Source organism: Alteromonas macleodii, assembly GCF_903772925.1.
Taxonomy (GTDB): Bacteria; Pseudomonadota; Gammaproteobacteria; order Enterobacterales; family Alteromonadaceae; genus Alteromonas; species Alteromonas macleodii_A.
Window position 1 is genome coordinate 2,965,940 of record NZ_LR812090.1, and the last position, 22,863, is coordinate 2,988,802.

At 44.3% G+C, this 22,863-nt stretch carries 26 protein-coding genes and 1 other annotated feature; of the genes, 18 read left to right on the forward strand and 8 right to left on the reverse strand.

Going from position 1 to position 22,863, the window contains the following annotated elements; translation table 11 throughout:
- Positions 1-8: 8 nt before the first annotated feature.
- Positions 9-248: a hypothetical protein gene (locus PCAR9_RS12785; RefSeq protein WP_179983925.1), complete on the forward strand. Its 240-nt coding sequence runs from the start codon at positions 9-11 to the stop codon at positions 246-248.
- 183 nt (positions 249-431) lie between these two features.
- Here PCAR9_RS12785 and PCAR9_RS12790 read toward each other — a convergent pair whose 3' ends face one another.
- A complete protein-coding gene (locus PCAR9_RS12790; protein ID WP_014976933.1) occupies positions 432-764 on the reverse strand; it encodes a hypothetical protein in 333 nt (110 codons plus the stop codon).
- A gap of 103 nt (positions 765-867) precedes the next feature.
- Positions 868-1,788, reverse strand: a complete 921-nt coding sequence (locus PCAR9_RS12795; protein WP_179983926.1) for a cation diffusion facilitator family transporter — start codon at positions 1,786-1,788, stop codon at positions 868-870.
- A gap of 162 nt (positions 1,789-1,950) precedes the next feature.
- Here PCAR9_RS12795 and PCAR9_RS12800 point away from each other — a divergent pair, with 162 nt between their 5' ends.
- The 4 genes from PCAR9_RS12800 to PCAR9_RS12815 all read left to right on the forward strand — a co-directional run bounded on the left by PCAR9_RS12800 (position 1,951) and on the right by PCAR9_RS12815 (position 5,210).
- Positions 1,951-3,015 (forward strand): aromatic ring-hydroxylating oxygenase subunit alpha, encoded by a 1,065-nt coding sequence (locus PCAR9_RS12800; protein WP_179983927.1) that lies wholly within the window; start codon positions 1,951-1,953, stop codon positions 3,013-3,015.
- A 38-nt stretch (positions 3,016-3,053) separates the two neighbouring features.
- On the forward strand, positions 3,054-3,452 hold the full coding sequence (locus PCAR9_RS12805; RefSeq protein ID WP_179983928.1) for a GFA family protein: 399 nt from the start codon (positions 3,054-3,056) through the stop codon (positions 3,450-3,452).
- Positions 3,453-3,771: 319 nt separating this feature from the next.
- Positions 3,772-4,467 (forward strand): EF-hand domain-containing protein, encoded by a 696-nt coding sequence (locus PCAR9_RS12810; protein ID WP_179983929.1) that lies wholly within the window; start codon positions 3,772-3,774, stop codon positions 4,465-4,467.
- Positions 4,468-4,595: 128 nt separating this feature from the next.
- Positions 4,596-5,210: a phosphatase PAP2 family protein gene (locus tag PCAR9_RS12815; protein ID WP_179983930.1), complete on the forward strand. Its 615-nt coding sequence runs from the start codon at positions 4,596-4,598 to the stop codon at positions 5,208-5,210.
- Between the two features lie 93 nt (positions 5,211-5,303).
- Here the strand turns inward: PCAR9_RS12815 and PCAR9_RS12820 are convergent, their stop codons facing one another.
- The 3 genes from PCAR9_RS12820 to PCAR9_RS12830 all read right to left on the reverse strand — a co-directional run bounded on the left by PCAR9_RS12820 (position 5,304) and on the right by PCAR9_RS12830 (position 7,919).
- The gene (locus tag PCAR9_RS12820; protein WP_179983931.1) at positions 5,304-5,522 is read right to left on the reverse strand and encodes a hypothetical protein; all 219 of its coding nucleotides are present in this window, start codon (positions 5,520-5,522) and stop codon (positions 5,304-5,306) included.
- 85 nt (positions 5,523-5,607) lie between these two features.
- Positions 5,608-6,912: an alpha-amylase family glycosyl hydrolase gene (locus tag PCAR9_RS12825; RefSeq protein ID WP_179983932.1), complete on the reverse strand. Its 1,305-nt coding sequence runs from the start codon at positions 6,910-6,912 to the stop codon at positions 5,608-5,610.
- 98 nt (positions 6,913-7,010) lie between these two features.
- Positions 7,011-7,919 (reverse strand): sulfite exporter TauE/SafE family protein, encoded by a 909-nt coding sequence (locus PCAR9_RS12830; RefSeq protein WP_179983933.1) that lies wholly within the window; start codon positions 7,917-7,919, stop codon positions 7,011-7,013.
- Between the two features lie 152 nt (positions 7,920-8,071).
- Between PCAR9_RS12830 and PCAR9_RS12835 the strand changes: the two genes are divergently transcribed.
- The 4 genes from PCAR9_RS12835 (at position 8,072) to PCAR9_RS12850 (ending at position 11,037) form a co-directional block, all read left to right on the forward strand.
- Positions 8,072-8,554: a DUF2244 domain-containing protein gene (locus PCAR9_RS12835; protein WP_179983934.1), complete on the forward strand. Its 483-nt coding sequence runs from the start codon at positions 8,072-8,074 to the stop codon at positions 8,552-8,554.
- Between the two features lie 182 nt (positions 8,555-8,736).
- Positions 8,737-8,982 (forward strand): DUF6482 family protein, encoded by a 246-nt coding sequence (locus PCAR9_RS12840; protein WP_179983935.1) that lies wholly within the window; start codon positions 8,737-8,739, stop codon positions 8,980-8,982.
- A gap of 186 nt (positions 8,983-9,168) precedes the next feature.
- Positions 9,169-9,741 (forward strand): lipid-binding SYLF domain-containing protein, encoded by a 573-nt coding sequence (locus tag PCAR9_RS12845; protein WP_136782996.1) that lies wholly within the window; start codon positions 9,169-9,171, stop codon positions 9,739-9,741.
- Positions 9,742-10,047: 306 nt separating this feature from the next.
- The gene (locus PCAR9_RS12850; protein ID WP_232091197.1) at positions 10,048-11,037 is read left to right on the forward strand and encodes a hypothetical protein; all 990 of its coding nucleotides are present in this window, start codon (positions 10,048-10,050) and stop codon (positions 11,035-11,037) included.
- 68 nt (positions 11,038-11,105) lie between these two features.
- On the opposite strand, the gene PCAR9_RS12855 is transcribed toward PCAR9_RS12850, so the two are convergent.
- Both PCAR9_RS12855 and PCAR9_RS12860 read right to left on the reverse strand, forming a co-directional pair.
- On the reverse strand, positions 11,106-11,972 hold the full coding sequence (locus tag PCAR9_RS12855) for an MBL fold metallo-hydrolase (RefSeq protein ID WP_232091198.1): 867 nt from the start codon (positions 11,970-11,972) through the stop codon (positions 11,106-11,108).
- Positions 11,973-12,130: 158 nt separating this feature from the next.
- Positions 12,131-14,095: a TonB-dependent receptor domain-containing protein gene (locus PCAR9_RS12860; RefSeq protein WP_232091199.1), complete on the reverse strand. Its 1,965-nt coding sequence runs from the start codon at positions 14,093-14,095 to the stop codon at positions 12,131-12,133.
- Between the two features lie 158 nt (positions 14,096-14,253).
- Here PCAR9_RS12860 and PCAR9_RS12865 point away from each other — a divergent pair, with 158 nt between their 5' ends.
- Positions 14,254-15,033, forward strand: a complete 780-nt coding sequence (locus PCAR9_RS12865; RefSeq protein WP_179983937.1) for a ParA family protein — start codon at positions 14,254-14,256, stop codon at positions 15,031-15,033.
- Positions 15,034-15,039: 6 nt separating this feature from the next.
- On the opposite strand, the gene PCAR9_RS12870 is transcribed toward PCAR9_RS12865, so the two are convergent.
- On the reverse strand, positions 15,040-15,279 hold the full coding sequence (locus PCAR9_RS12870) for a hypothetical protein (RefSeq protein WP_179983938.1): 240 nt from the start codon (positions 15,277-15,279) through the stop codon (positions 15,040-15,042).
- A gap of 229 nt (positions 15,280-15,508) precedes the next feature.
- Positions 15,509-15,626: a sequence feature (His leader region), on the forward strand.
- A gap of 51 nt (positions 15,627-15,677) precedes the next feature.
- Here PCAR9_RS12870 and hisG point away from each other — a divergent pair.
- The 8 genes from hisG to hisIE are packed head-to-tail and all read left to right on the forward strand — an operon-like array spanning position 15,678 to position 22,818.
- The gene (gene hisG / locus PCAR9_RS12875) at positions 15,678-16,580 is read left to right on the forward strand and encodes an ATP phosphoribosyltransferase (RefSeq protein WP_179983939.1); all 903 of its coding nucleotides are present in this window, start codon (positions 15,678-15,680) and stop codon (positions 16,578-16,580) included.
- 13 nt (positions 16,581-16,593) lie between these two features.
- Positions 16,594-17,898 carry a histidinol dehydrogenase gene (hisD, locus tag PCAR9_RS12880; protein ID WP_179983940.1) on the forward strand — a complete coding sequence of 435 codons (1,305 nt, stop codon included), beginning with the start codon at positions 16,594-16,596 and terminating at the stop codon, positions 17,896-17,898.
- Positions 17,898-18,977: a histidinol-phosphate transaminase gene (gene hisC / locus PCAR9_RS12885; protein WP_179983941.1), complete on the forward strand. Its 1,080-nt coding sequence runs from the start codon at positions 17,898-17,900 to the stop codon at positions 18,975-18,977. Before hisD ends, hisC begins: the two co-directional genes overlap by 1 nt.
- Positions 18,974-20,044 (forward strand): bifunctional histidinol-phosphatase/imidazoleglycerol-phosphate dehydratase HisB, encoded by a 1,071-nt coding sequence (gene hisB / locus PCAR9_RS12890; protein ID WP_179983942.1) that lies wholly within the window; start codon positions 18,974-18,976, stop codon positions 20,042-20,044. Before hisC ends, hisB begins: the two co-directional genes overlap by 4 nt.
- Complete coding sequence (gene hisH / locus PCAR9_RS12895; protein WP_179983943.1) at positions 20,044-20,673, forward strand: imidazole glycerol phosphate synthase subunit HisH; 630 nt, start codon at positions 20,044-20,046, stop codon at positions 20,671-20,673. The genes hisB and hisH overlap by 1 nt, the downstream gene beginning before the upstream one ends.
- Positions 20,673-21,410: a 1-(5-phosphoribosyl)-5-[(5-phosphoribosylamino)methylideneamino]imidazole-4-carboxamide isomerase gene (gene hisA, locus PCAR9_RS12900; protein ID WP_179983944.1), complete on the forward strand. Its 738-nt coding sequence runs from the start codon at positions 20,673-20,675 to the stop codon at positions 21,408-21,410. The genes hisH and hisA overlap by 1 nt, the downstream gene beginning before the upstream one ends.
- Positions 21,392-22,204 carry an imidazole glycerol phosphate synthase subunit HisF gene (gene hisF / locus PCAR9_RS12905; RefSeq protein ID WP_179983945.1) on the forward strand — a complete coding sequence of 271 codons (813 nt, stop codon included), beginning with the start codon at positions 21,392-21,394 and terminating at the stop codon, positions 22,202-22,204. Before hisA ends, hisF begins: the two co-directional genes overlap by 19 nt.
- Positions 22,201-22,818, forward strand: a complete 618-nt coding sequence (gene hisIE, locus PCAR9_RS12910) for a bifunctional phosphoribosyl-AMP cyclohydrolase/phosphoribosyl-ATP diphosphatase HisIE (protein WP_015067587.1) — start codon at positions 22,201-22,203, stop codon at positions 22,816-22,818. Before hisF ends, hisIE begins: the two co-directional genes overlap by 4 nt.
- The last annotated feature ends 45 nt before the right edge of the window (positions 22,819-22,863 follow it).

Consider the following 22,863-nt stretch of genomic DNA (forward strand, 5'->3'; position numbering starts at 1 on the left):
AGGTAATTATGAAAGGTTTACGCATTATAGGTTTAGGCTTGGTAGGTTTAAGCGCAATGGCGTTCTCTGTAATTGCAGCTGCATCGGAAGAAGCACCTGCAGAGCTGGTAGCGGAATTAACCCAGTTCTGTAAAGAAATTGCTGAAGAAGAAGGTACAAAAGGTAAGTCGGAAGACGTATTCGTATTAGAATGCGTAAACGATGAGCTAGAAGCTGAAGGTTACCAGAAGCTGCAATCTTTAAACTAGTCTAACAAGCTAGTTTGCTGATTCACGTTAACAGAATTAATAAACGTGCCTCGCCAGAAATGGCGGGGCTTTTTTGTACTTTTTTTTGGGGGGGGGCGTGGTTTCGGGCTCTGGTCTTAGAAAAATTTTTCGCTGTTAAGCGTTTTTAACGGCGACGTATACTGTAGCTGCTCAATATAAAAGTTAGCGCTCAAAAAAGGCGTCAACCAAATCGGCGAGTGATTCTTCTAACTCTTCTTCGAAAGCATCGATATCAATACCAAAGCTATCCATATATTTAGCCGCATTGTCGCGGGAAAGTACGGCATTTTTTATCTGAAATTCAAGCTCAGGCAGTGTCTTGTCGTAGCGGGGCTTAATGGTCCATCGCAAACAATGACCATGGTTGTCTTTTAGCTTTTTCTTGGCAAATACACAGAATTCTTCGACGTAGTCAGCACCTTGCGGCCCAAGGCAACCCGGTTCTATGCGGTACATCACAAGCAGCTTTTTATATAGCGGAAGTCGCGTTTCCATCACATCTTCAATTTGTTTAAAGATTTGATTATCGGAAAATTTTGAGAATTTTGCCAGCTACGCAAAGGGTGAATACGAGAAATGTCGTATTCACCCTTTATCACTACTCTGCTAGTTCAGGATCTTTTATGAACAAGATGTCCATAATGATTGCAGGGTCCCACTCGCGCATCTCTGCTTCGCATTTCAGTCGAATTTCATCTAACTCACTGATTGTTGCAATCGAGAATGCGTCATCTACTATAATGTGGACTAACAGATAAACATCCCTACCCCGCTTACTAATTCGCACTTCCACGTGCTCGTATGGGACGTCAGCCAAGGTTTTTTTGAATTTTTTCTCGATTACCCCCGAGATAGCTTCAGGCGGCGCTTTATTGATTACCTCATTAAGGCTTTCACGCAGAATCTTAAAAGGAACCGGCAGCATTACCGTGCCAAGAATAATCAATAAAACGGGGTCAACGTACGGCGACAGCGTTCTATATTCCGTCAACTCTAACGCGTAGGCCAAAATAAAAGCGAACAAGATGGATGCACTTAGCACGCCGTCTATCATCCAAGTATGAGAATCCACTTTTACTAAGTCGGACAGTAAATCCTTACCTTTTACTCGCATGTACAGAGAGATACTAAAACAGCCAACCGTTGCCACAACACCGTAGATCATACCAATACCATACTCAGCTGCGTGCCCACCTGCTAATAAACTCTGAACAGAGCTCGCGACGGCATACACACACGTGGCAATGATAATAAGCGACTTAAACATGTTTAGCGTAGGTTCGATTGCCGTGTAACCAAAGTGGAACCGGTCATCATCAGGACGTTGAACCAAATTAGCTACTTTAAGCGTTAGCATTGACATAACAAAAGCGATTAACGAGTACGCGGCATCAAATAAAATAGCGCCTGAGCTCGTTAAAATGGCAAAACCAAGCGCAATAACGACAAATGCACCGGCAATGTAAAAAGAAAGCGTTAATAGGCGCTTTTCTTCAAGGTGATGGAAGCCAATGTCCATGAAAGTCACATCGAGATTAAGGTGCGCGGATTCTACTCCGTTATTTTAAAAAAAATAGTGCTTTGAACAAAAATATTGCTATTTTTTTAATCAATTCAGTGATACACAGCGCCTATATAATTTCGACTTAACGCAATGCGTTTTTAATACCTATTTTAAACTATGAAAACCGTTATCCACCCTTCTATAAAAAGTTATTTTGATGCTAATGAAAGCCAGCAGGAAATCGAACAGGCATTCTCTCGTGGGCTTGCTTATGCGGGCCATTCTCTCATGGTGCCAGAGAAGTTTAGTTATCAGGTGCTGCCGCACTTTAACGACCGTTATGTGTTATTTAATCAGGGTGAGAACCATGAACTTATATCCAATGTTTGCTTACATCGACAAGCTCAACTTCTTGAAGGGCAAGGTCGGGCACGCAGCATTGTTTGTAAACTCCACTGTTGGGGCTATGACAACACAGGCCAGCTTAAAGGGACACCCCACTTTAAGGATGCTCCTAGCGGTCAGTTGAAAAAAGAATCGCTATCAGTGTGGAACGGCCTTCTATTTAGAGGGCGCTCTCCTGATATGGACTTATCTGCCCTTGGGCTTGAAAACTATCTCGACTTTACCGATTACTTTTACGCCGGTTCTGAAACGTCGGAATATCAATTTAACTGGAAGACATTTATCGAGATCTATCTAGAGAACTATCACGTGTACTCCATGCACCCTGGGCTTCGCCAGTTTGTTAAGCCCGATGATTTAGAGTGGTCCTTTGGCGATGATTTTTCAATTCAAAAAGTAGGGCTAGGCGACCAGCTTACCAAGCGCACAACGCCGCGTTACAGAGAGTTCCAAGACGCATTATTGGCACGATTCGGGCAAACACTTCCTCGCTTTGGCGCAATATGGTGCTTTTTGTACCCTAATATTATGATTGAGTGGTACCCGGACATTATCGTTGTCAGCACGATTTACCCCAAGGGTGCGAGCGCGTGTATAAACCACGTAGAATTTTATTATCCAAAAGCGCTTTATAAGGATATGCCAGACTACTTTGCAGCAGAAAAAGCGGCCTATATGGAGACAGCGGTAGAAGATGAAGAAGCCTGCCTATTGTTAGAAAAAGGTCGACGGGCACTTTATTTATCAGGCGAAGAAGAACAAGGCCCCATAGAACCGTTTTTAGAAGCGGGCGTGGCGCATTTTTACGACTGGCTTGCTAAACAGCAGCAGTCTTAATGCTTTAAATAGTATTATTTCACAAAAAAGGAGTTTTGATGAAAAATTACAAAGGGTCTTGTTTGTGCGGTTCAGTAACTTTTGAAATTGAGGGTAATTTCGACAGTTTTTATCTATGTCACTGCAAACATTGTCAAAAGGATACAGGTTCGGCTTTCGCTGCCAACCTGTTTTCAAGTTCGGCTATATTAACTTGGACATCGGGTGTTGACTCTGTGACTACTTTTACTCTTGAAAACACCCGTCACTGCAAAAGTTTCTGTAAAATTTGTGGTTCAGCCCTCCCGAATACTCACTTCGGTAACATTCTAGCCGTACCCGCTGGGTGTTTGGATACAAAACTACTCATTAAACCTACTGCACATATCTTTGGCGTAAGCAAAGCTGCGTGGGAACAAAGTTTAGAAACAATTACAAAATTCGAACGTTTACCGTAACAAACATCGAGCACTCATTCGAAACTTGGTGACTTTATATTAAACAAAACTCGCTGCTTGAATAGCTGCAGGTCGATTGATGCTTACGGTCTTAGCGAACCTAAATCATCATGTATCACTTTTGTTAAAATCATTGGGTAACTTTTGCATGAAATTCTATAGTTCTCACAATTCAGCGTAACGCCCATTAGCCCCGCAAAAACCTAAAAAATTGATTTAATTCACCTTTATTGAAATGGCACATGCTGTGAATAGTCCATTGTGAATTCTCTCCTCCGTTTTTAAGCAGTATGGAGGCCGAAAAACCAAGGAGTAAGATATGAAAAAGTTAACTATTGCTACATTAATTAGTGCCGCTCTGTCTGCTGGTGCATTTGCTGGCAACGACATGGAAAAAATCGACACAACCTTTGTTGATTTAGACAACGATGACAATGGATACATTTCACGAGAAGAGGCAGACGACGATGAGATTTATGCGCACTTCTCTAAAATTGATACCAATTCAGACATGCAACTTTCAGCTAAAGAATTTAATGCTCATGTTATGAAACACCCTCAACATTTCGATGATGAAGTGCTTTCTTCAGTAAAGTCTATGAAAGAAAGCATGGGGTCAAACGGTACAATGGAAACAGAGGTTAACGTTGATACTGATGTAGATGAAGTGGTTGCCGCAACAAAAGATAAAAGGCTGACTCACGAGTTAAGAGCTGAAACTGAGCTTAAAGCTAATGGAAACTTAGAAAAGACAAAGGTCGATAAAGTAGCCGAAGATACTGTTGTGAACGATAAGACGGTGATCGCAGATGAAGCAGTAATCGCGCGTAGTAAATTCGAGATGATGGACGCAAACAACGATGGCGAGCTTACCAAAGCTGAAGCCTCAAGAAGTGGCGTAACGCGCAATTTCGATAAAATTGATTTAAATGATGATGAATTGATTACGCGCACAGAATTTAAGCGTTATCAGCGCTCATCTGAAGGAAATTTAGACGGTAATTCGGAAGAGTAATGTTGCAGTAAGAAAAGAGCCGCTCGTGCGGCTCTTTTTATTGTTTAAATACTTTTTCTGTACACGTGCTATCAAGCCTGCACTTATTGATTCCCTTTCCCATCACTTCATCGAATAAAGGATTTTTTATGTTAGCTTCAACAGGACTTAAAAGTTTACTCGCGTACCGAGCACTGCGCCAAATGAACGGGCCCAGTTCAGACAATGCGCAGAGTAAAGAGAACCTCATTACATCTAGTAAATTAAGCAATGCAACGACGCCGCCATCAGTCGCCGCAATAACAGGTTCAGCCTATGCTGTATCTCAGATGACGGACGCTCCAAAAATACAACGCTTCCTTCTAAAATCGACGTTATCAGCCTCAGTGGCAGGTCTACTTAATGCAGGCCTTAAGAGATTGATTGGACGAAAGCGTCCTAGAGCTGAGACAGGCCCTGAAATAAAAGGCCCGGCATTGAAAGACAAATTTAACTCTATGCCATCAGGACATGCGGCAGCAGTAGCGGCAGTGGCAGGCTCAATACCTCGGACTTCTGGACCTTTACTATTAGCATCAGCGGCAGGTTTAGCTGCTACAGCTGTTATAGGAAAGTCGAGGACCAAGCGCGACGCGCATCACTTAACAGATGTTTTGGTGGGAAGTTGTTTGGGCTTTGGCGTTGCCTACGCAGTGTCTAAACTCGAGAAACCTGTTGAAGCTGAAGTTGAAAATCTGAACAAAAATAAGCATCTACGGAAGTAATTTAAACAAAGTTGCGTTCGTAAGTATAAGCTATGGTGCGCCCCTTCCGGTAATAGAAGGGAACGCACTTACCTTAAGGTAAATAAGAAAAAGCTAACTTTCCGGCGTAGACTTGATTACTTCCTCTATCTCACTATTCCCACTTAAGCGCGCGAGATCAATTAAGTAGCCTTTTTCTAGCTTGTTTAAAGAATGCCCTTTGAGCCGCGTCTTGACCTCTCTTACATCACCATTGGCAATGGAAGTTTTCAGCGCAGCGTGATTATTTAAAGAGCGGTCTTCGCTTTTTTCACTTGAATCATTCGCAGTCATAGTTCGTCCTTTATTTTTATTCAGGAAAAGATGAAAAATCTCATATACCTTTTGTAGTTAAACACGACGCCAAACGATCAACGCCTTAAGCTATCCATATTTCAAATTGCCACGGTTCAAGTTTATAGACCGAATCAGCGTTAACCCTTCGTTTTTCATTACGCTGCCAATGTGTGTATTCGCCCTGAAATAATGGCTCTTCGAAGGTTACTTCGAGATGCTCATTTGAAAAGTTAATAACAACAAACACTTTTTCCCGCTCGTTATGGCGTACAAAGCTGAAAACCTTGTCCATTTTCGAGTTCGGGACCTGAATCATCCTTGCGCCATACTCTCCGTTTCCTAACACGGCTTTAGATTTTTTAAGCGTAATAAGCTCGCGATACAAATTGCCGATTTTATGGTCTTGCCATTCAATAGGATCGCGCTCGAAGAATGCTAACCGTTTCGTTTCTCCCGCTTCTTGCCCGTTGTGAATTAGGGGCATGCCCTCACCTATTACCGATAAAGCAATGCAGGCTTCAAGTGCTTCGCCAAACTGTTCACGCTGCGTGCCATCCCAGGCATTTTTGTCGTGATTACTAACAAAGGTCATTCTATACGCAGAGGCTGGCCAGCTGCGTTCGTTCCACGAATAATACTTGCGCAACCTATCCAGTGAGCACTTTCCGTGAGCGAGCTCATGAAGTGTTTCATTCCAGCTCCATGCGTAAGTCATATTGAACGCATTTTCGTGAAGGTCGCGATTCTCCCATTCAGCCAGCATAAAGACCGGCCGAATTGCATTTAATGTCTCGACAGCTTGACTCCAGAAGTCGTTGGGCACATAACCTGCCACATCACAACGAAAGCCGTCGATATTGAACTTTTCAACCCAGTAACACATTGCATTAATCATGTATTTTCGGAGGCCAACTTGTTCATAATCGAACTCAATAATATCGCTCCAATCCCACCACGGCGAGGGACGAAAATCGCCTTTATAATCTTTGGCGTACCACTCAGGGTGCTGTTCAGCTAATTGATTATCCCATGCACTGTGATTTGGTACCCAATCTATGATGACTTTCAGCGATAGGCGGTGCGCTTCGTTCACCAGCGCTTTGAAATCTTCTTCGCTGCCAAATTCTGGATTAATGGCCAAGTAGTCTTTAACGGCATAGGGGCTGCCAAGCTCACCTTTTCTGTTTTTTTCACCGATAGGATGTACAGGCATAAGCCAAACGATATCCGCGCCCAAGGATTTAATATGCGCAAGCCCCTTCCTTACACCCTCGAAAGTTCCTTCTTCTGAAAACTGACGGGTGTTGACCTGATAAATAACCGCATGAGATGACCATTGTGGCTGAAACACGTTGTAGCGTTTCTGAGGGGTAGGATTGATATCCATTTTATCTTTCCTTTTGCCGATTAGCGTTTTTAAAGAATAATTGGCATCACACTTACGAGCTTATTTACTGGTGTTTGTAGTAGTACCGATAGCCACACCTATAATATTGGTAAACTTGTAATGCCTAAAATTAATACCCACATGCCGAAAAAAAGTTTCAGCCGATGAACAGAAAAAGCTAAGACCACATATTTTGCAATCATTCCGCCAATAACTGCACCAGCCCCCGCAAACAAAACGACCTGCCAAACCACCGACGGATTTATAAAAGCGTGATACGGCAACGCTGACCACACAGTAAACGCAGATAAAATAACAGCTACCGCGATAGACATGGTGACATTAAACCCACGAATAATGAGGTAAACCGCCACTAACTCACCCACTCCCACCGAAAGCCAGGCCGTAATAATGCCGCCTAGAAAACCGATGAAGGGCAGAAACACTAAGTCTTTTGTTTGTAACTCTTTTATAAAATGAGTGCGCTTCATTAGAGGAATAGAAGCAAAAATTGCAATCGCTAATAAGATAGAAAAACTTCCAAAAGCAATATGAAGGTTATTAGCTCCCCCCCATAAATGTTCGAGCAGAAGCTTGCTTTGCGACGAATATTGCGCAAAGCCTATACCGCAAATTGACGAAGGAATGGTTAGCATTAGTGCGCTCGGCAGCGCTTGCCAGTAGCCATCGTACTTGTGCTGTCTTTTATAATACGCCGCCCACGTTAATGCGCCAGAGGTCATTCCGCAGCATTGAATAGCAAAGCTGGTTGCCACTACGCTTTGAGGAGAAAACGAGAGATAGTTAAAAAACGGAACAAACACCACACCTCCACCGGCGCCTGTAGCGTTTGCAAATATAGCCCCTATCACACCTAGCCCGCTGAAAATTCCAAATTCCTTAACAAGCTCAATGGGAGCAGGCTCTGCTAACCAAAGGCCACACCAGATAAGAAGAAGTAAAGCTACAATTAATTTGCCCGTTTGGCGCTTTAAATAAGAAATCACATACGTCCTTACGACAAAACAATGATAATTTTTAGAAAATAAATTCGCTTAACACGTTAATCATTAGCATTAGTACATTTTTCAAACTATTGTTAGCTCGAAACGTATAAGATTTTACTTACACAGTTATCATATACAGCACTCTGTAAAATATGGTTGAAGTATCTACATTTGAGCAACAGGTGCAACTGCATCTTTCGCCAAACCGCTCAGCAACATGGCAGCAGACTAAATACCTAATTATGGCGTTTGCTTTGTTCATTGGTTTAATCGCTATTGCGTGGTCAATAGTCGGTGCTTGGGTAATTTTGCCGTTTGCAGGGTTAGAAGTGGGGTTGCTCGCGTTAGTTATGTATTTGGTGTCTAAAGCCACCTACCGATGGGAAACAATTTTAGTTTCTGCTGACCGCATACAAATCTCCTGCTCGAACGGCACCAGCCTATGCTTCCACCGTCCAGACACATCCTTGTTTTATCAAAAAGACGTAAGCCTTAAGCGGATTTCACGATTGATTTTACAGACGCCTTTGCAGCAATTTGAGTTGGGCGCTTTTTTAAACTCGGAAGATAAAAAGCTAGTACACGATAATTTGTACAAAGCTGGGATCATGGTCTGCTCGAACAAATGGTGGTAACGCTCGCTGTTACAGTTTCCTTCCAGCAAACTCTCGTCTGCTTCAAAGGTTTGGTGTTCGTTGTTCTAACGAGGCTGAATGAAAACCTTCATGACACAAAATTAATGATCATTGTCACTGTTTTCGACTAATTAATTAAAAGACGCAGCCAAAGTTAGCTGCGACCTAACGAGGGCAACATTATGAATTTATACATTGAGTCATTAGAAGGTGGTAACTACCTTGCTGCTACGGGTATGGGTGCATCGCGCAGCTTAGTTAGAGACAAAAAGTCGCAACCTAAAACGTTTCACTGCTTGAATGAAATTAGAGAACATTTCGACTCTCAGGCCTTTGAGCACGTTTGGCTGCGCCAAAGCACGCCGTATGAAGAAATGGTTGGTCAAACCGACCACCCTGGTGCGCTTGAGTTAGAAATCGAGTGGTAAATCTTCATTTGAGTGAAGCTTAAAACGCATTTAATTTTTCTGATTTTAGTTTGGATGCATCACTTAGCACAGTTTTTGCGTACAAGTCATGAAACGTAAATAAAAACGGTATTTTATTTAATTACTAGCGTTAGAAGCTGTCTTTTAACGCAAGGGGTAAAATACCTACATGCTAAGGAGAATTGCATGAAGATTAGTAAGTTAGCTATTAAGTCTGTATTTTTGGCTGCTGTTTTGGCATTGACTGCTTGCGCTTCTATGGGCGATGGCACTGTTGCTGAAAAGCAACAAGCTATTTTAGACATGCAAGAGAATGCGCTTGCACGCCTCTATACCGAGAAACCAGATACTCGCTCTCAAATAAGGGATGCCGCAGGCTATGCTGTATTCACCAACGCCAACATTAATGTGTTTTTTGTGGCCGCAGGTACAGGCTACGGGGTGGTGAACAACAACGTTACCGGTGCAAAAACATATATGAATATGGCCGAAGGCGGCGTTGGCCTTGGTTTAGGCGCTAAAGACTATCGCATTGTGATGGTTTTCCACACTCAAAAAGCGATGAACTACTTTATCGAAAACGGCTGGACAGTGGGTGGCAATGCAGACGTCGCAGCGAAAGCAGGCAATAAAGGCGCATCTGCTGAAGGCGAAGGTTATCTTGGCAATGTAACAGTTTACACCATGACTGAAAGCGGTCTTACTTTACAGGCCACTGTGAAAGGCACGAAATTTTGGGTAGATAAAGAACTAAACTGATCCTGTTCTTGTTATGACTAAACGAAATAGCGATTAGTGCTTTACCTAACCAAAGGCCTCTTGAATACAAGAGGCCTTTTTGTTTTTGCAGCATAGAATGTTCACTACAATCTAAATCTTTAGGCAGTCTACACCACATAAATAAGCAGCATTGTGTCACCCGCATAGCTTCTCTTACCACCATCCTGTATACGAAACTCTCATTTTAGGGGGAAACCCTCATAACTTTAGCGAACACTCGCGACTACGCTTTACCTGTAAAAGGCTCGCTTAGCAGCACGCTAAGCCATAAACGAGGGTTTCATCATGCAACCACAAAACAACAAAGTGATAAGAGCAGTAGTAAGAACGATATTAACGAGCGCATTGTTCGCTTCGGCGACGGTAGGCTTTTCAACTAACGCGGCAATAATAGGCAGCAGTTATGGGAATGCAGTCTATGTCGACCTATCCATTACGAGTAATGTTGGAAATGTGGTCTCTACAATTGCTAACTCAACTATTAACTTAGCTCACACCAGCGGTAGTGCTCCTGAAAATTATTCACAGATTGACACTATTATTGGCGCAAGCGCAAATGCTTCGGGTACGTTGGGCAGCCCGATTGACATTACAGAGTTTGATGGCGCGCTATCTACGGCCATTATTGAAGGCGATTCTCAATCTTCTTTAACGAGTTTTGTCCCAGCAAGTTTTTTTACCTCAGGCCGCGGAACAATAAACGACCTCAATCTTGATTTATTTTCAGACTTGCTTGGCATAAGTGGCTTTCTAACCTTACGTGCTGATGTACTTTCAACTGTATCGCGAATTGATGGAGACGCCACATCCGGCTCGAACGTCAACCTATCAACAGCAGGTACGTCTGACATTGCAGAAGCAGAGGTAAGCCTTTGGGGAAATAGCGTGAAAGCAACTGCACTTGAAAATCAGTCTTTATTTGCTGGTTTGAATATTGCTGACTTCGGCTTAGGTATATTTGTTAATGAAGTTGAGAGAACTTGCTCCGACTTTACATGTACTGAGTCTCGAAACGCGGTTAGAGTATCATTTGAAGATTTCTCGCTGAACGCGCTCTACGATGCAATATTTCCTACAGGAACTCCGCTTAACGGGCCAGTGCTAAGTTTAACTAATAACCCCATTGTTAACGGAGAAATCATACTAGCAAGTTCGTTTGCTACCACCTCTTCTACAACTGAAGTGAATGCCCCCTCTACATTTGCACTCTTCCTTCTCGCTGTGGGCTTGCTCGGTGCGAGAAAATTCAGTAGGCAATGCGCTGAATACAGGTAGCATCCGCCAGCAATTAGGCAAGAAGGCTGTGGCGTTCATTCTCTCTTTCTTGCCTTCATTCTCGAAGACTATTTGGCCTGATAGCTTCGATTTTCCTCAATTCTCATCCACTGTGCGCGCGTGCAGTTTTCAAGCAGTTCAAATGCTTCTACAACTACATCTTGACCTTGGACAAAGGCATGTTTTTCATTACTCTGCCGGTTACTTAAGGCTTCAAGCTTTTCTCTGGTTCCAGCACGCCCAGGATGGTTCGATAAAAAAACATCAACATTTTGTTCTTTTATTATTCGTTTCATCGTAATGGCAGAGTCAGTATAAGACTGAATGCGCGAGACATCAGGACCATAGTTGAGCCCAGTACCGCCCCACAACACAGCCCGATGTTTCTCGTTTCCGTCAACTACGGGAAAAATGACAGTTAAGGTACCTGGTGTATGGCCCGGCGTAACATAAAGCGATAGTTCAGCACCGTTAACGTTCAATTTTTCACCATCGTCTACCGCCACATCTCGGCTTGGCTTTTTACCCCAACGATAACTGGCGAATTTATCGTTTTCGAGATAATCCCACTCTACACTACTCATGACTATGCGAGGATCATATGTTGACTTGATAAGTTCAAACCCACCATAGTGGTCGCCATGGCCATGAGAAATAATAAGGTGAGAGATTGGCTTGTTGCCTAGTCCGAGCGCAGACAAACCATCAATAATGTACTGTTGAGCTTGGTCGTCATTATTCAACGCATCCACTAGGACAATGCTTTCACCCGTATCGATTGCCCAACTTGCAACGTTGCCTGCCCCCACGTAATAGAGGTTATCAAAGACCTGCTGGGGTGGTATTTGGCGCCGCCCCTTGCCTTTGCGATCGGACTTGCCTTCACTCTCGGCACGCTTAGGCCTTTCTCGTCGCTTTTCATCGAGTTTAAACATATCTCTAGGTGGAGCACTAATATCACAGAGGCTTGCCAAACCAGGAAAATGCGTAGCACTCTCTAGGCCCTTTCGGGCGTAATCCTGAGCGGTTGGCGAAGAGTTAGCAGTAGTGCAACTAGCGCAAAAAAAAACAGCCCATAAAATAAACGCTATTTTCAGAACGTCCAATTTAACCCTACCCACAATCTTCTTCCATCTTCAACATACCCAAACTCGTCGTAGCGCATGGTTTTATCAAATGCATTGTAGAGCCCCGTTTGCAATTTAATATTACGCGTAAGCTTGGTGTTGTAACCTATGTCAAACAAACCGACCCCTGGGGATAAAATAGAACGTGAAGATACTGACGTTAGCGCCGTTTCTTCCCCTCTCACTGTCCATCTAGACCAAATTTCGCTCACTTGTGATAGACGGTATGTAGTGTTCAACGTGAACAAATGTTTCGGCTGTTGTACCAAAGGTAGGCCTTCATTCGTGCCAGTTTTTTGCTCTGAACGCGTGAAGCTATACGCACCATTGAATGACCAATTACCAATGTTATATTTTGCTGCAAACTCGGCGCCGTAAGACTCAGCCTCGTCTACGTTGATGTTATAGCGGTCAGTTTCATCTAAACAGACTGATAGTTCACATGATGCAATGGCAATTTTATCATCGAAATCATTATGGAAGACGGTGAGACTGTACTCCAAGCCCGCATCACCTGAATAGTAAAGCGCGAGCTCTTTGTTTAACGTAGTTTCGGGTGACAAGTCCGGATTCCCATAAACATCTCCCCCTCGGCTTTCTTGTATCCACCCATCAGCCATTTCTCTTAATTCCGGCGTACGATAGCCAGTAGAGACACCACCTTTCAATACCCAATTATCGTTGATGTTATACACCGCGTACGCACGAGGGCTTATTTGAGAACTAAATTGTTCATTGTCATCTAGGCGAATACCTAACGTAAAGGCTAAGCTATCGTTAACACGCCACTCATCTTCGCCATAGATAGACCACTGACTGTTTTCAATATTAGTGGCCTCGCCGCCGTTTGTATCAAAATCATCAAGTGACTCTTCTAGAAACTCTGCCCCTACCGTTAGCATGTGGCTATCACTTACAGCCCAAGACCACTGCGAGTTAAGGACTAAATTATCGATGGTGATATCTCTGCCAACGTTTTCAATCGACTCTTGCTGAATATAACTGCGCGCGGTCAATTCCCCATATTTTCCTTCGTGAGTTAATGCATATGAGTATCTGTTACTTTCAGTCTCTGATAATGAATTTCTTTCTGGTAACGACTTACCCGGTGTTGAAGTACGTGTCTGATCTTGGAAAATATACTCAAACGTGAGCGTATCTGTCGTGTTTGGGGTTAAATGCAATGCTGTACGAATGTTGCTTAGGTCTTTTTCAGCGTAACCTCGCTCAATATCGTCTTCGTCTCGCTTTTGGTAAAGGCCGCTGGCTGTGATACTTAACAAATTCTCGATTAACGGCCCAGAAAAGGCTAGCTGAATTTGGCTATCTGACCCACTGTCCGAATTTTCTTGAATTTTTGTTTCTGCACGAAGGTTACCACTCCATTTTCTGAAGTTTTTGCGGGTGATGATATTGATTACCCCGCCCATTGCATCTGAACCATACAAGGTAGACATGGGTCCGCGCACAATCTCAATACGTTCTATGCTGTCCAAGGGAGGTAACCAATCTTGTTCATACCCTCCGCTGCCATTTGGCTGAGACTCTCTTCCCGTTTGTTTTTTTCCATCGACAAGTATTGTGGTGTACTGCGCGGGTAAACCCCGAATGCTGATATCTTGGCGGTATCCGCCACCTGTTACAGTTATACCGGGCACGTCTCGAAGCGCGTCAGTAATATCTTTGTAGGCGCGCTGTGCAAGTTGTTTTCTATCAATAACGCTCACTGAGGCAGGCGCCTGAGACAAAAGCTGTTCAAAGCCAGAGGCTGTGACAGTAATACTTTCCACATTGTTTTGGTTATTAGTTTGTTCACTAGATTGGGCAAACAAGCTCGAAGAAAATAGAGAACACAGTGAAATTGTCAAAAAAGAGGGAGTAAAACGCATACTTAATCGATTAATATAAAATAATTCACCAATGATAATCATTATCATTTCAAAGTAAAGCAAGATTTTACTTCTATAATGTTATCGACACATATAACTGCAATGTATCGTGGTTTAAGTGAAAACACGCTTTACATCAACTGTCGTATGCGGGCATATTTTAACCAGTTCGCTTATCAGTTTTTTACAAAGGTATTTTTATGATTACCGTGGTGTTTAACCAAAAAGGCGGCGTGGGCAAATCAACTATAAGCACCAACTTAGCCGCTCAAAGCGCCAAACTGGGCCATAGAACTTTATTAGTAGACTTAGACGCTCAAGGAAATAGCACTCACTACACGGGGTTTGACGTCAACGAGCAAAGCCTTACTGTGGCCGATATGTTTAAACAAGTGGTGGGAATATTTAGAACCGCAAAGAAACCGAATGTGTTCGTTCACCCTACGCCTTTTGAAAATCTGTTTGTCATGCCGTCCTCACCAGCCTTAGCTGATGTAGAGCGAGAACTTGAATCTCGATACAAAATTTTTAAGCTTAAAGATGCGCTGAAGGAGTTAAAAGGGGAATTCGACCATATCTTTATTGATACGCCACCAAATTTTAATTTCTATTCAAAAGCGGCACTTATTGCTGCAGATGGCTTTTGTGTACCTTTTGATTGTGATGACTTTTCCGCACAAGCTATCGAGCTCTTACTCGACAATGCAACAGAACTTAAAGAGGACCATAACCCAGAACTTAAGCTATTGGGCATTGTAGTCAATCAATTTAGTAGTCAGGCAAAACTGCCTACAGAACTAGTGCAATCGCTCAAGCAACAAGGGTTGCCAGTGTTAGAAAGCTATATAAGTGCTACAGTGAAGGTGAAAGAGTCTCATTCTAAGCGTGTGCCGCTGCCCTTCTATCTACCAAAGCACAAGGTCACCGGGCAAATAGAAGCGTTATTTGAAGCGTTAAACGCAGAAAAACGTAATCACTAGAAATGTCTAGACATCAATATCAATGTGTTTGAGTCCGCCGCTGCTGTTGTCTCGCTCTTTGTCTTTCGAGTTCTCTATTGACGCATCGACTACCTCCGTGCGTTTTATGTCTTGATAGTTGTCGCGATCTTCTTCACTGAGATGCTCAGACTTTTTTGTTTTCTGCACTTTCTTCACCCGCTCATCGGGTTCCACGGGCACTTTGGTGTTACGAGGCAAAATGGGAAACAGTAAATCGTTGCTCATACGCCCTCCTAAAATGTGTATCTGTTTTATAATTTATCGGCAGCAAAGTGCTCAAAATTATGGTTCACAACTAATTCATAACGAATAGTTTTATTATATGTATATTAATTTAGAGTTAATGTAGCAAAAGAGTTCAATTTTGCCTTGCAAATCCATGCTCAAACCGCTAATGTTTCAGCCGTTCGAAATTAGGAATTTAATTCATCAAAATGATTAACTGCGCGGCGAAACATCACCATCACCACAAAGCATAACCTTTCAGGTTCGTGCTGGAAGGTCTATGAATCCTTCCAGTGGCGCAGATAGAAAAATTCTCGACCCTCGGAAGGAAACTTCCGGGGGTTTTTCGTTTTAGGCGCAATCAAAAAGTTAAAACACAACGTGTAAGGAACGTTTCAATGAGTAACAGCAACAGACTTCGAATTGCCGTACAAAAATCAGGTCGCTTGAGTGATGACAGCATCGCACTTCTTAAAGCTATCGGCATTAAATTGAACATTCGTGATCGCCTGCTGATTGCGCACTCAACGAACGAGCCAATTGATTTACTTCGCGTACGTGATGACGACATTCCAGGCCTTGTTATGGATGGCGTTTGCGACCTTGGTTTCATTGGCGAAAATGAGCTTGAAGAAAAAATGCTTGAACGCAAAGCAGCAGGCAAGCCGTTTGAGTATGAAGTATTACGTCGTCTAGACTACGGCGGCTGCAGGCTGTCAATTGCCGTACCTAATGAGATGGATTACGACGGCATTAAGTCTTTAGAAGGTAAAAAAGTAGCAACCACTTACCCTTACCTTCTTGAGCGCTACTTCAAAGACCAAGGCATTAACGCAAAAGCTGTAATGCTACAGGGCTCAGTAGAAGTAGCACCTCGCGCTGGTGTAGCTGACGCTATCTGTGACCTTGTATCAACAGGCGCAACCCTTGAAGCAAATGGTCTTGTAGAAAAAGATGTCATCTTCCGCAGTAAAGCAGTACTTATCAAACGTACCGACAGCGAACTTAGCGACGAGAAAGTAACACTGGTTAATCGTCTTATGCCTCGTGTTGATGGGGTATTACTGGCGAAAGAAAGCAAGTACATCATGTTACACGCGCCGAAAGCCTATTTAGAGCAGGTTAAAAGCCTACTTCCAGGTGCTGAAAACCCAACGGTGCTTCCATTAGCTGGAAATGAAGAGCAAGTAGCTATCCACGTTGTTTCTACAGAAACCTTATTCTGGGAAACCATGGAAAAGCTTAAAGCCCTTGGTTGTAGTTCTATTCTTGTAATGCCAATCGAAAAAATGATGGGCTAAAAGGCAGACAATTATGATTACTTGGTCATCTCTCTCGGCAAATGAGAAAAAACAGGCGCTAGCCCGCCCGGCTATGGCCAATAGCCAACAGTTAAAGCAAACCGTGGGCGAGATAATCGCCCGCGTTGAGGCAGATGGTGATGCAGCAGTACTTGATTACACACGTAAATTTGACTGCCCAGATCTCACTGACCTTGTGCTTTCGCAAGAAAATATCGATACCCTTGCTGCTAAGGTAACGCCCGAGGTAGCAAGTGCTATCGATACTGCGTTTAACAACATAAAAATGTTTCACGAAGCGCAAATGCCAAGTGATATTGCGCTAACTACCACACCAGGGGTTAAGTGTGAGCTGCGCTTCACTGCCCTTGACGCAGTAGGTCTTTATATTCCAGGCGGCAGTGCTCCACTTCCCTCTACCGTGCTGATGCTTGGTGTACCAGCGCTAGTGGCAGGTTGTGAGAACAAACTACTGTGCACACCGCCAAACAAAGAGCAGCTTATCGCCCCTGAAATTGCCTATGCAGCTAGAAAGTGCGGTATTGATAAGATCTTTTTATGCGGCGGAGCGCAAGCGGTTGCAGCCATGGCGCTAGGTACTGAAACGATTCCTCAGGTCGATAAAATTTTCGGGCCGGGCAATAGTTTTGTAACTGAAGCAAAACAACTAGTTAGCCAACGCGCTGATGGTGCGGCCATTGATATGCCGGCTGGTCCATCAGAAGTGTTAGTACTTGCTGATGAATTCGCAAACCCTGAGTTCGTCGCTGCAGACTTACTTTCTCAAGCAGAGCACGGTCCTGACTCGCAGGCTATTTTGGTATCTAACAGCGCTACGCTCATTGAAGAAGCTAAAGCCGCCGTTGAACGTCAGTTAGCGACCTTATCTCGCGCTGAAATTGCACGCCCTGCTATGGAAAATGCACGCTATATACTGGCCGATTCAATTGAACAGGCTATTGAAGCAAGTAACGCTTACGCGGCTGAACACTTAATCGTGCAAATAGAAAACGCCCGTGATTATTTACCAAAAATTAAATATGCCGGCTCGATTTTCTTAGGCCCTTGGTCGCCAGAATCTGCAGGCGACTATGCGTCAGGCACTAACCACGTGCTGCCCACATACGGCTATGCTAAGAATTACTCTAGCCTTGGTCTGTTGGACTTTATGCGTCGCTACACGATTCAAGAGTTAAGTGAAGACGGCATGCGCAATTTAGGCCCTGCAATTATGGCACTAGCGGCAGCAGAAGGATTAGACGCCCACGAACAGGCTGTTGCACTTCGTATGCAGGCACTTAAGCAGGGAGACGCCTAATGTCGTCACTTATCGATAACCTAATCAACGACAACCTTGTGCCGCTAAAGCCGTATGAATCGGCGCGTCGCTTGTTTTCAGGCGGTCAAGATTGGCTTAATGCCAACGAGTCACCTTATGCTAATGAATACAGCGTTAATAGCAGTAACTTTAACCGCTATCCGTCGTGTCAGCCTGAAGCGGTAGTGAGTGGTTACGCCAATTATGCAGGCCTTGATAAGTCGCAGCTAATCGTTACTCGTGGTGCAGATGAAGGCATTGAATTGCTTATTCGTACCTTCTGTACGCCGGGTAAAGATAAGATTCTTATCTGCCCGCCTACCTACGGTATGTATGCAATCAGCGCTGAAACCTGCGATGTGGGCATTAAAAAAGTCCCTTTAAACGATGATTTCAGCTTGAATGTAAATGCCGTTTGCGCCGAAGAAGACGTGAATGTGATTTTCATCTGCGCGCCAAATAACCCAACCGGTACGCCGGTCGCTCGCGAAGACATTAAAACTGTACTTAATCACTTTGCCGATAAAGCGCTCGTTGTTGTCGATGAAGCGTACATTGAGTTCGATGCTGACAATACCTGGGCAAATGAGATAAACAACTACCCTAACCTTGTTGTACTTCGTACGCTTTCGAAAGCGTTTGCGCTTGCTGGGCTTCGCTGTGGTTTTACACTCGCTCAGGCACCGGTGATTCAAGCTCTACTTAAAGTGATAGCGCCCTATCCTATCCCAGAGCCAGTGGCGCAGATTGCCGCGCAAGCATTATCGGCCGAGTCATTAACGTTACTTGAGCTACAGGTTGCAACGCTCAACCGCGAAAAAGAAACATTAGCTGAAGCGTTAGAAGCGGTTGAAGGCTTTGAGCTAGTTGGTGACAGGCGAGCAAACTTCATTTTGTTCCGCTATGCAAAAGCGCAAGCACTAATGCAATACTTGGTAAGCCAAGGCATGCTTATTCGCGACCAATCGAAGCAGCTTAATTTACAAAACTGTTTACGCGTAAGCATAGGCACAGAAGAACAAAATCAGCGTCTAATGCAGTTGATTAACGAATTTAAAAATAGTGAGGATGCGGCATGAGTCAGCAAGCCATTTTATTTATTGACCGCGACGGTACACTTGTTGAAGAGCCGCCAGTCGATAAGCAATTAGACAGTCTTGAAAAGCTGGTTTTCGAGCCAAACGTCATTCCCGTGTTGCTAAAGCTTAAAGCAGCTGGGTTTAAACTCGTTATGGTAAGTAACCAAGACGGCTTGGGTACAGACAGTTTCCCGCAAGAAGACTTCGACAAGCCACACAATGCCATGATGGCGATTTTTGAAAGTCAGGGTGTAGTGTTTGACGACGTACTTATTTGCCCGCACTTCGATGCTGATAACTGCACATGCCGCAAACCAAAGCTTGGCTTAGTGCAAGAATATTTGCAGCAGGGCAAAGTGGACTTCACCCGCTCTTTTGTAATTGGTGACAGAATTACCGACGTACAGCTTGCTGAAAACATGGGTATTCGCAGCTTTCAGTACAATCGTGAAAGCTTAAACTGGAACGATATTCAGAAAACCTTGCTGGCGTCTTCACGTATTGCAGAAGTAGTACGCACCACTTCTGAAACCGACATTCGCGTGCGTGTAGATCTTGATTCGCAGGCCAAGTCGACTATTCAAACCGGCATGGGCTTTTTTGACCATATGCTCGATCAGATTGCTACACACGGTGGTTTTGAATTAAACCTGACTACCAATGGCGATTTGCACATTGACGATCACCACAGCGTGGAAGATACCGCCCTTGCTTTAGGCGAAGCCCTTAAAAAGGCCCTAGGTGATAAACGCGGTATTGGCCGTTTTGGCTTTGCATTACCAATGGATGAGTGTCGTGCTGAATGTATCATGGATATTTCAAACCGCCCTCACCTTAAATTTGATGCAGAGTTTAGTCGCGACCAAGTTGGCGAAATGGCTACTGAAATGGTACCGCACTTCTTCTACTCGCTAGCGCAAAGTATGGGGCTGTCACTGCACCTTTCCACCAGCGAAGGTAACGCTCACCACCAGGTAGAAAGCCTGTTTAAAGTATTTGGTCGTGCCCTTCGCCAAGCAATTACGCGCCAGGGTGATGCATTACCAAGCAGTAAAGGAGCACTGTAATGTCAGTGGTAAACACTAGCCAGCGACAAAAAATAGTAATAGTGAATACCGGCTGTGCCAACATCTCCTCGGTACGCTTTGCCCTTGAACGTCTAGGTGTTGAAGTAGACGTATCTGACGATGTAAGCGTGATCAAAAGCGCTGACAAAGTGTTTTTACCAGGTGTTGGTACCGCAGCAGCGGCTATGGCAAGCATTAAGCAAAAAGCCTTAGTGGAAACCCTTCAGTCACTAACCCAACCTGTACTAGGCGTGTGCTTGGGCATGCAGCTTATGGTTGAAACCAGTGCCGAAGGTGGTTTTCAAGGCACAGGTAACATCGACTGTTTAAACCTAATGCCAGGTCATGTGGCTCGCATGGAATCAGAAGGCGTGCGCTTACCTCATATGGGTTGGAACACCGTCTCTCACGACAACGAAAGTCTGTTTAAAGGCATTCCACAAGATACTTACTTTTACTTTGTTCACAGTTTTGCCGTTCCTGAATACGAGCACACGCTTGCAAGCTGCACTTATGGTAATACGTTTTCAGCAGCTATAAATAAAGACAACTTTTACGGGGTGCAATTTCACCCAGAGCGTTCTGGCGAAGCCGGAGCACAACTACTGACTAACTTTGTGAACCTATAATGATTATTCCAGCGATTGATCTTATTGAAGGACATGTAGTCCGCCTTTATCAAGGTGATTACGAGCAAAAAACCCAATACGAACTGGACCCTGTTGACGTGGTTCACGACTATGCTGACCAAGGTGCGACTTGGCTGCACATTGTTGACCTTACGGGCGCTAAAGACACCAGCAAACGTCAGCTTTCACTAATTAAGTCTATGGTCGATACCAAGCGCATGAAGTTTCAAGCCGGCGGCGGAATTCGTAGTGAAGAAGAAGTTGCGCAGTTACTAGAAACGGGCGTTAGCCGCGTAGTTATTGGCTCGTTGGCCGTTAAGCAACCTGAACTAGTGAAGTCTTGGGTAGAAAAGTACGGTCCAGAGCACATCGTATTAGCCCTTGATATTAATATTAGCGACAGCGGCGAAAAGCTTATTGCCACCCATGGGTGGCAAGAGAACTCTGGCGTAGCCCTTGAAGGCTTGCTGGAAGACTTCGCTACAGTAGGCGCAAAGCATGTGCTATGCACCGACATTAGCCGCGACGGTACTCTACAGGGCGCGAACACTGAGCTTTATCAAGAAATGGCGGCCCGTTTCCCTAATGTAAGCTGGCAAGCATCTGGCGGTATCGGCAGTATTGCTGATATCGAAGCTTTGAAGCCGACTAACGTTGGTGGCGTAATTTTAGGTCGTGCATTACTTGAAGGTAAATTCACGGTGAAGGAGGCTATTGCATGCTGGCAAAGCGCATAATTCCCTGTTTGGACGTACGCGACGGTAAAGTCGTTAAAGGCGTTCAATTTAGAAACCATGAGATTATTGGTGACATCGTGCCTCTTGCCGAGCAATACGCGAAAGCGGGTGCCGACGAGTTGGTATTTTACGATATTACCGCAAGCTCTGACGCTCGAGTGGTAGATAAAAGCTGGGTAAGCCGTATTGCTCAGGTTATAGATATCCCGTTTTGCGTAGCGGGCGGCATTAAAAGCATTGAAGATGCTGGGCGCATTTTGGAAATGGGGGCGGATAAGATTTCGATTAACTCCCCTGCCCTTAATAACCCCGAGCTTATTAATCAGCTTCATGATGTGTACGGTCAGCAGTGCGTAGTAATTGGTATCGACAGTTTTTATAACGAAGCAACCGACCAATACGAAGTCTACAAGTTTACAGGTGATGAGAGCCGTACACAGAAAAGCCAGTGGCAAACTATCGACTGGATTAAAGAAGTGCAGTCGCGCGGTGCAGGTGAAATTGTACTGAACTGCATGAACCAAGACGGCGTGCGCAAAGGCTATGATGTGAAGCAGCTGAAAGCCGTGCGCGATGTATGTGAAGTGCCTTTGATTGCATCGGGTGGCGCAGGCGAAATTGCTCACTTTACTGATGTGTTCCAACAAGCTGATGTAGATGGTGCACTTGCAGCATCGGTATTTCACAAGGGCATCATCAATATTGATGAGCTAAAAGCAGAATTAACCAGCAATGGCGTTGCCATGCGTAAGCGTCACGGTTTAACGGCGCAAGCAGAAGGAGTAAACCCGTGATCATTACTAATGAAAACAGCAATAAACTAGCTTGGGACAAAATGGATAACCTGCTACCTGCCATAGTGCAAGACGCACTATCAGGCAAAGTATTAATGCAAGGCTACATGGACCAAGATGCGCTAGCGAAAACCCTTGAAACAGGTAAAGTAACCTTTTTCAGCCGCTCGAAACAGCGCCTTTGGACTAAGGGTGAAACCTCAGGTAACACGCTAGATTTAGTGAGCGTTGCCTGCGATTGCGACCAAGATTCACTATTGGTACTAGCTAACCCTAACGGCCCGACGTGCCATACAGGCGTTGAAAGCTGTTGGTTCGACGGCAACACACCCGCATTTACCTTTCTTGCAGATTTAGAACGTGTCTTGGCTGCTCGTAAAGATGCCGACCCTAAAAGCAGCTACACCGCAAGCCTTTATAACAAAGGCATTAAGCGCATAGCTCAGAAGGTAGGTGAAGAAGGCGTTGAAACCGCACTAGCAGCTACTGTGCACGACAAAGAAGAGCTTAAAAACGAGGCCGCTGATTTGTTGTATCACTTAACTGTACTGCTTCAAGCAAGCGATATGTCACTAAACGATGCGCTAGATGTGCTTCGCGAGCGTCATAAGTAAGCAGCACTCGCACTTACATATTAAAGTACTCTGACCCTGAGGTAT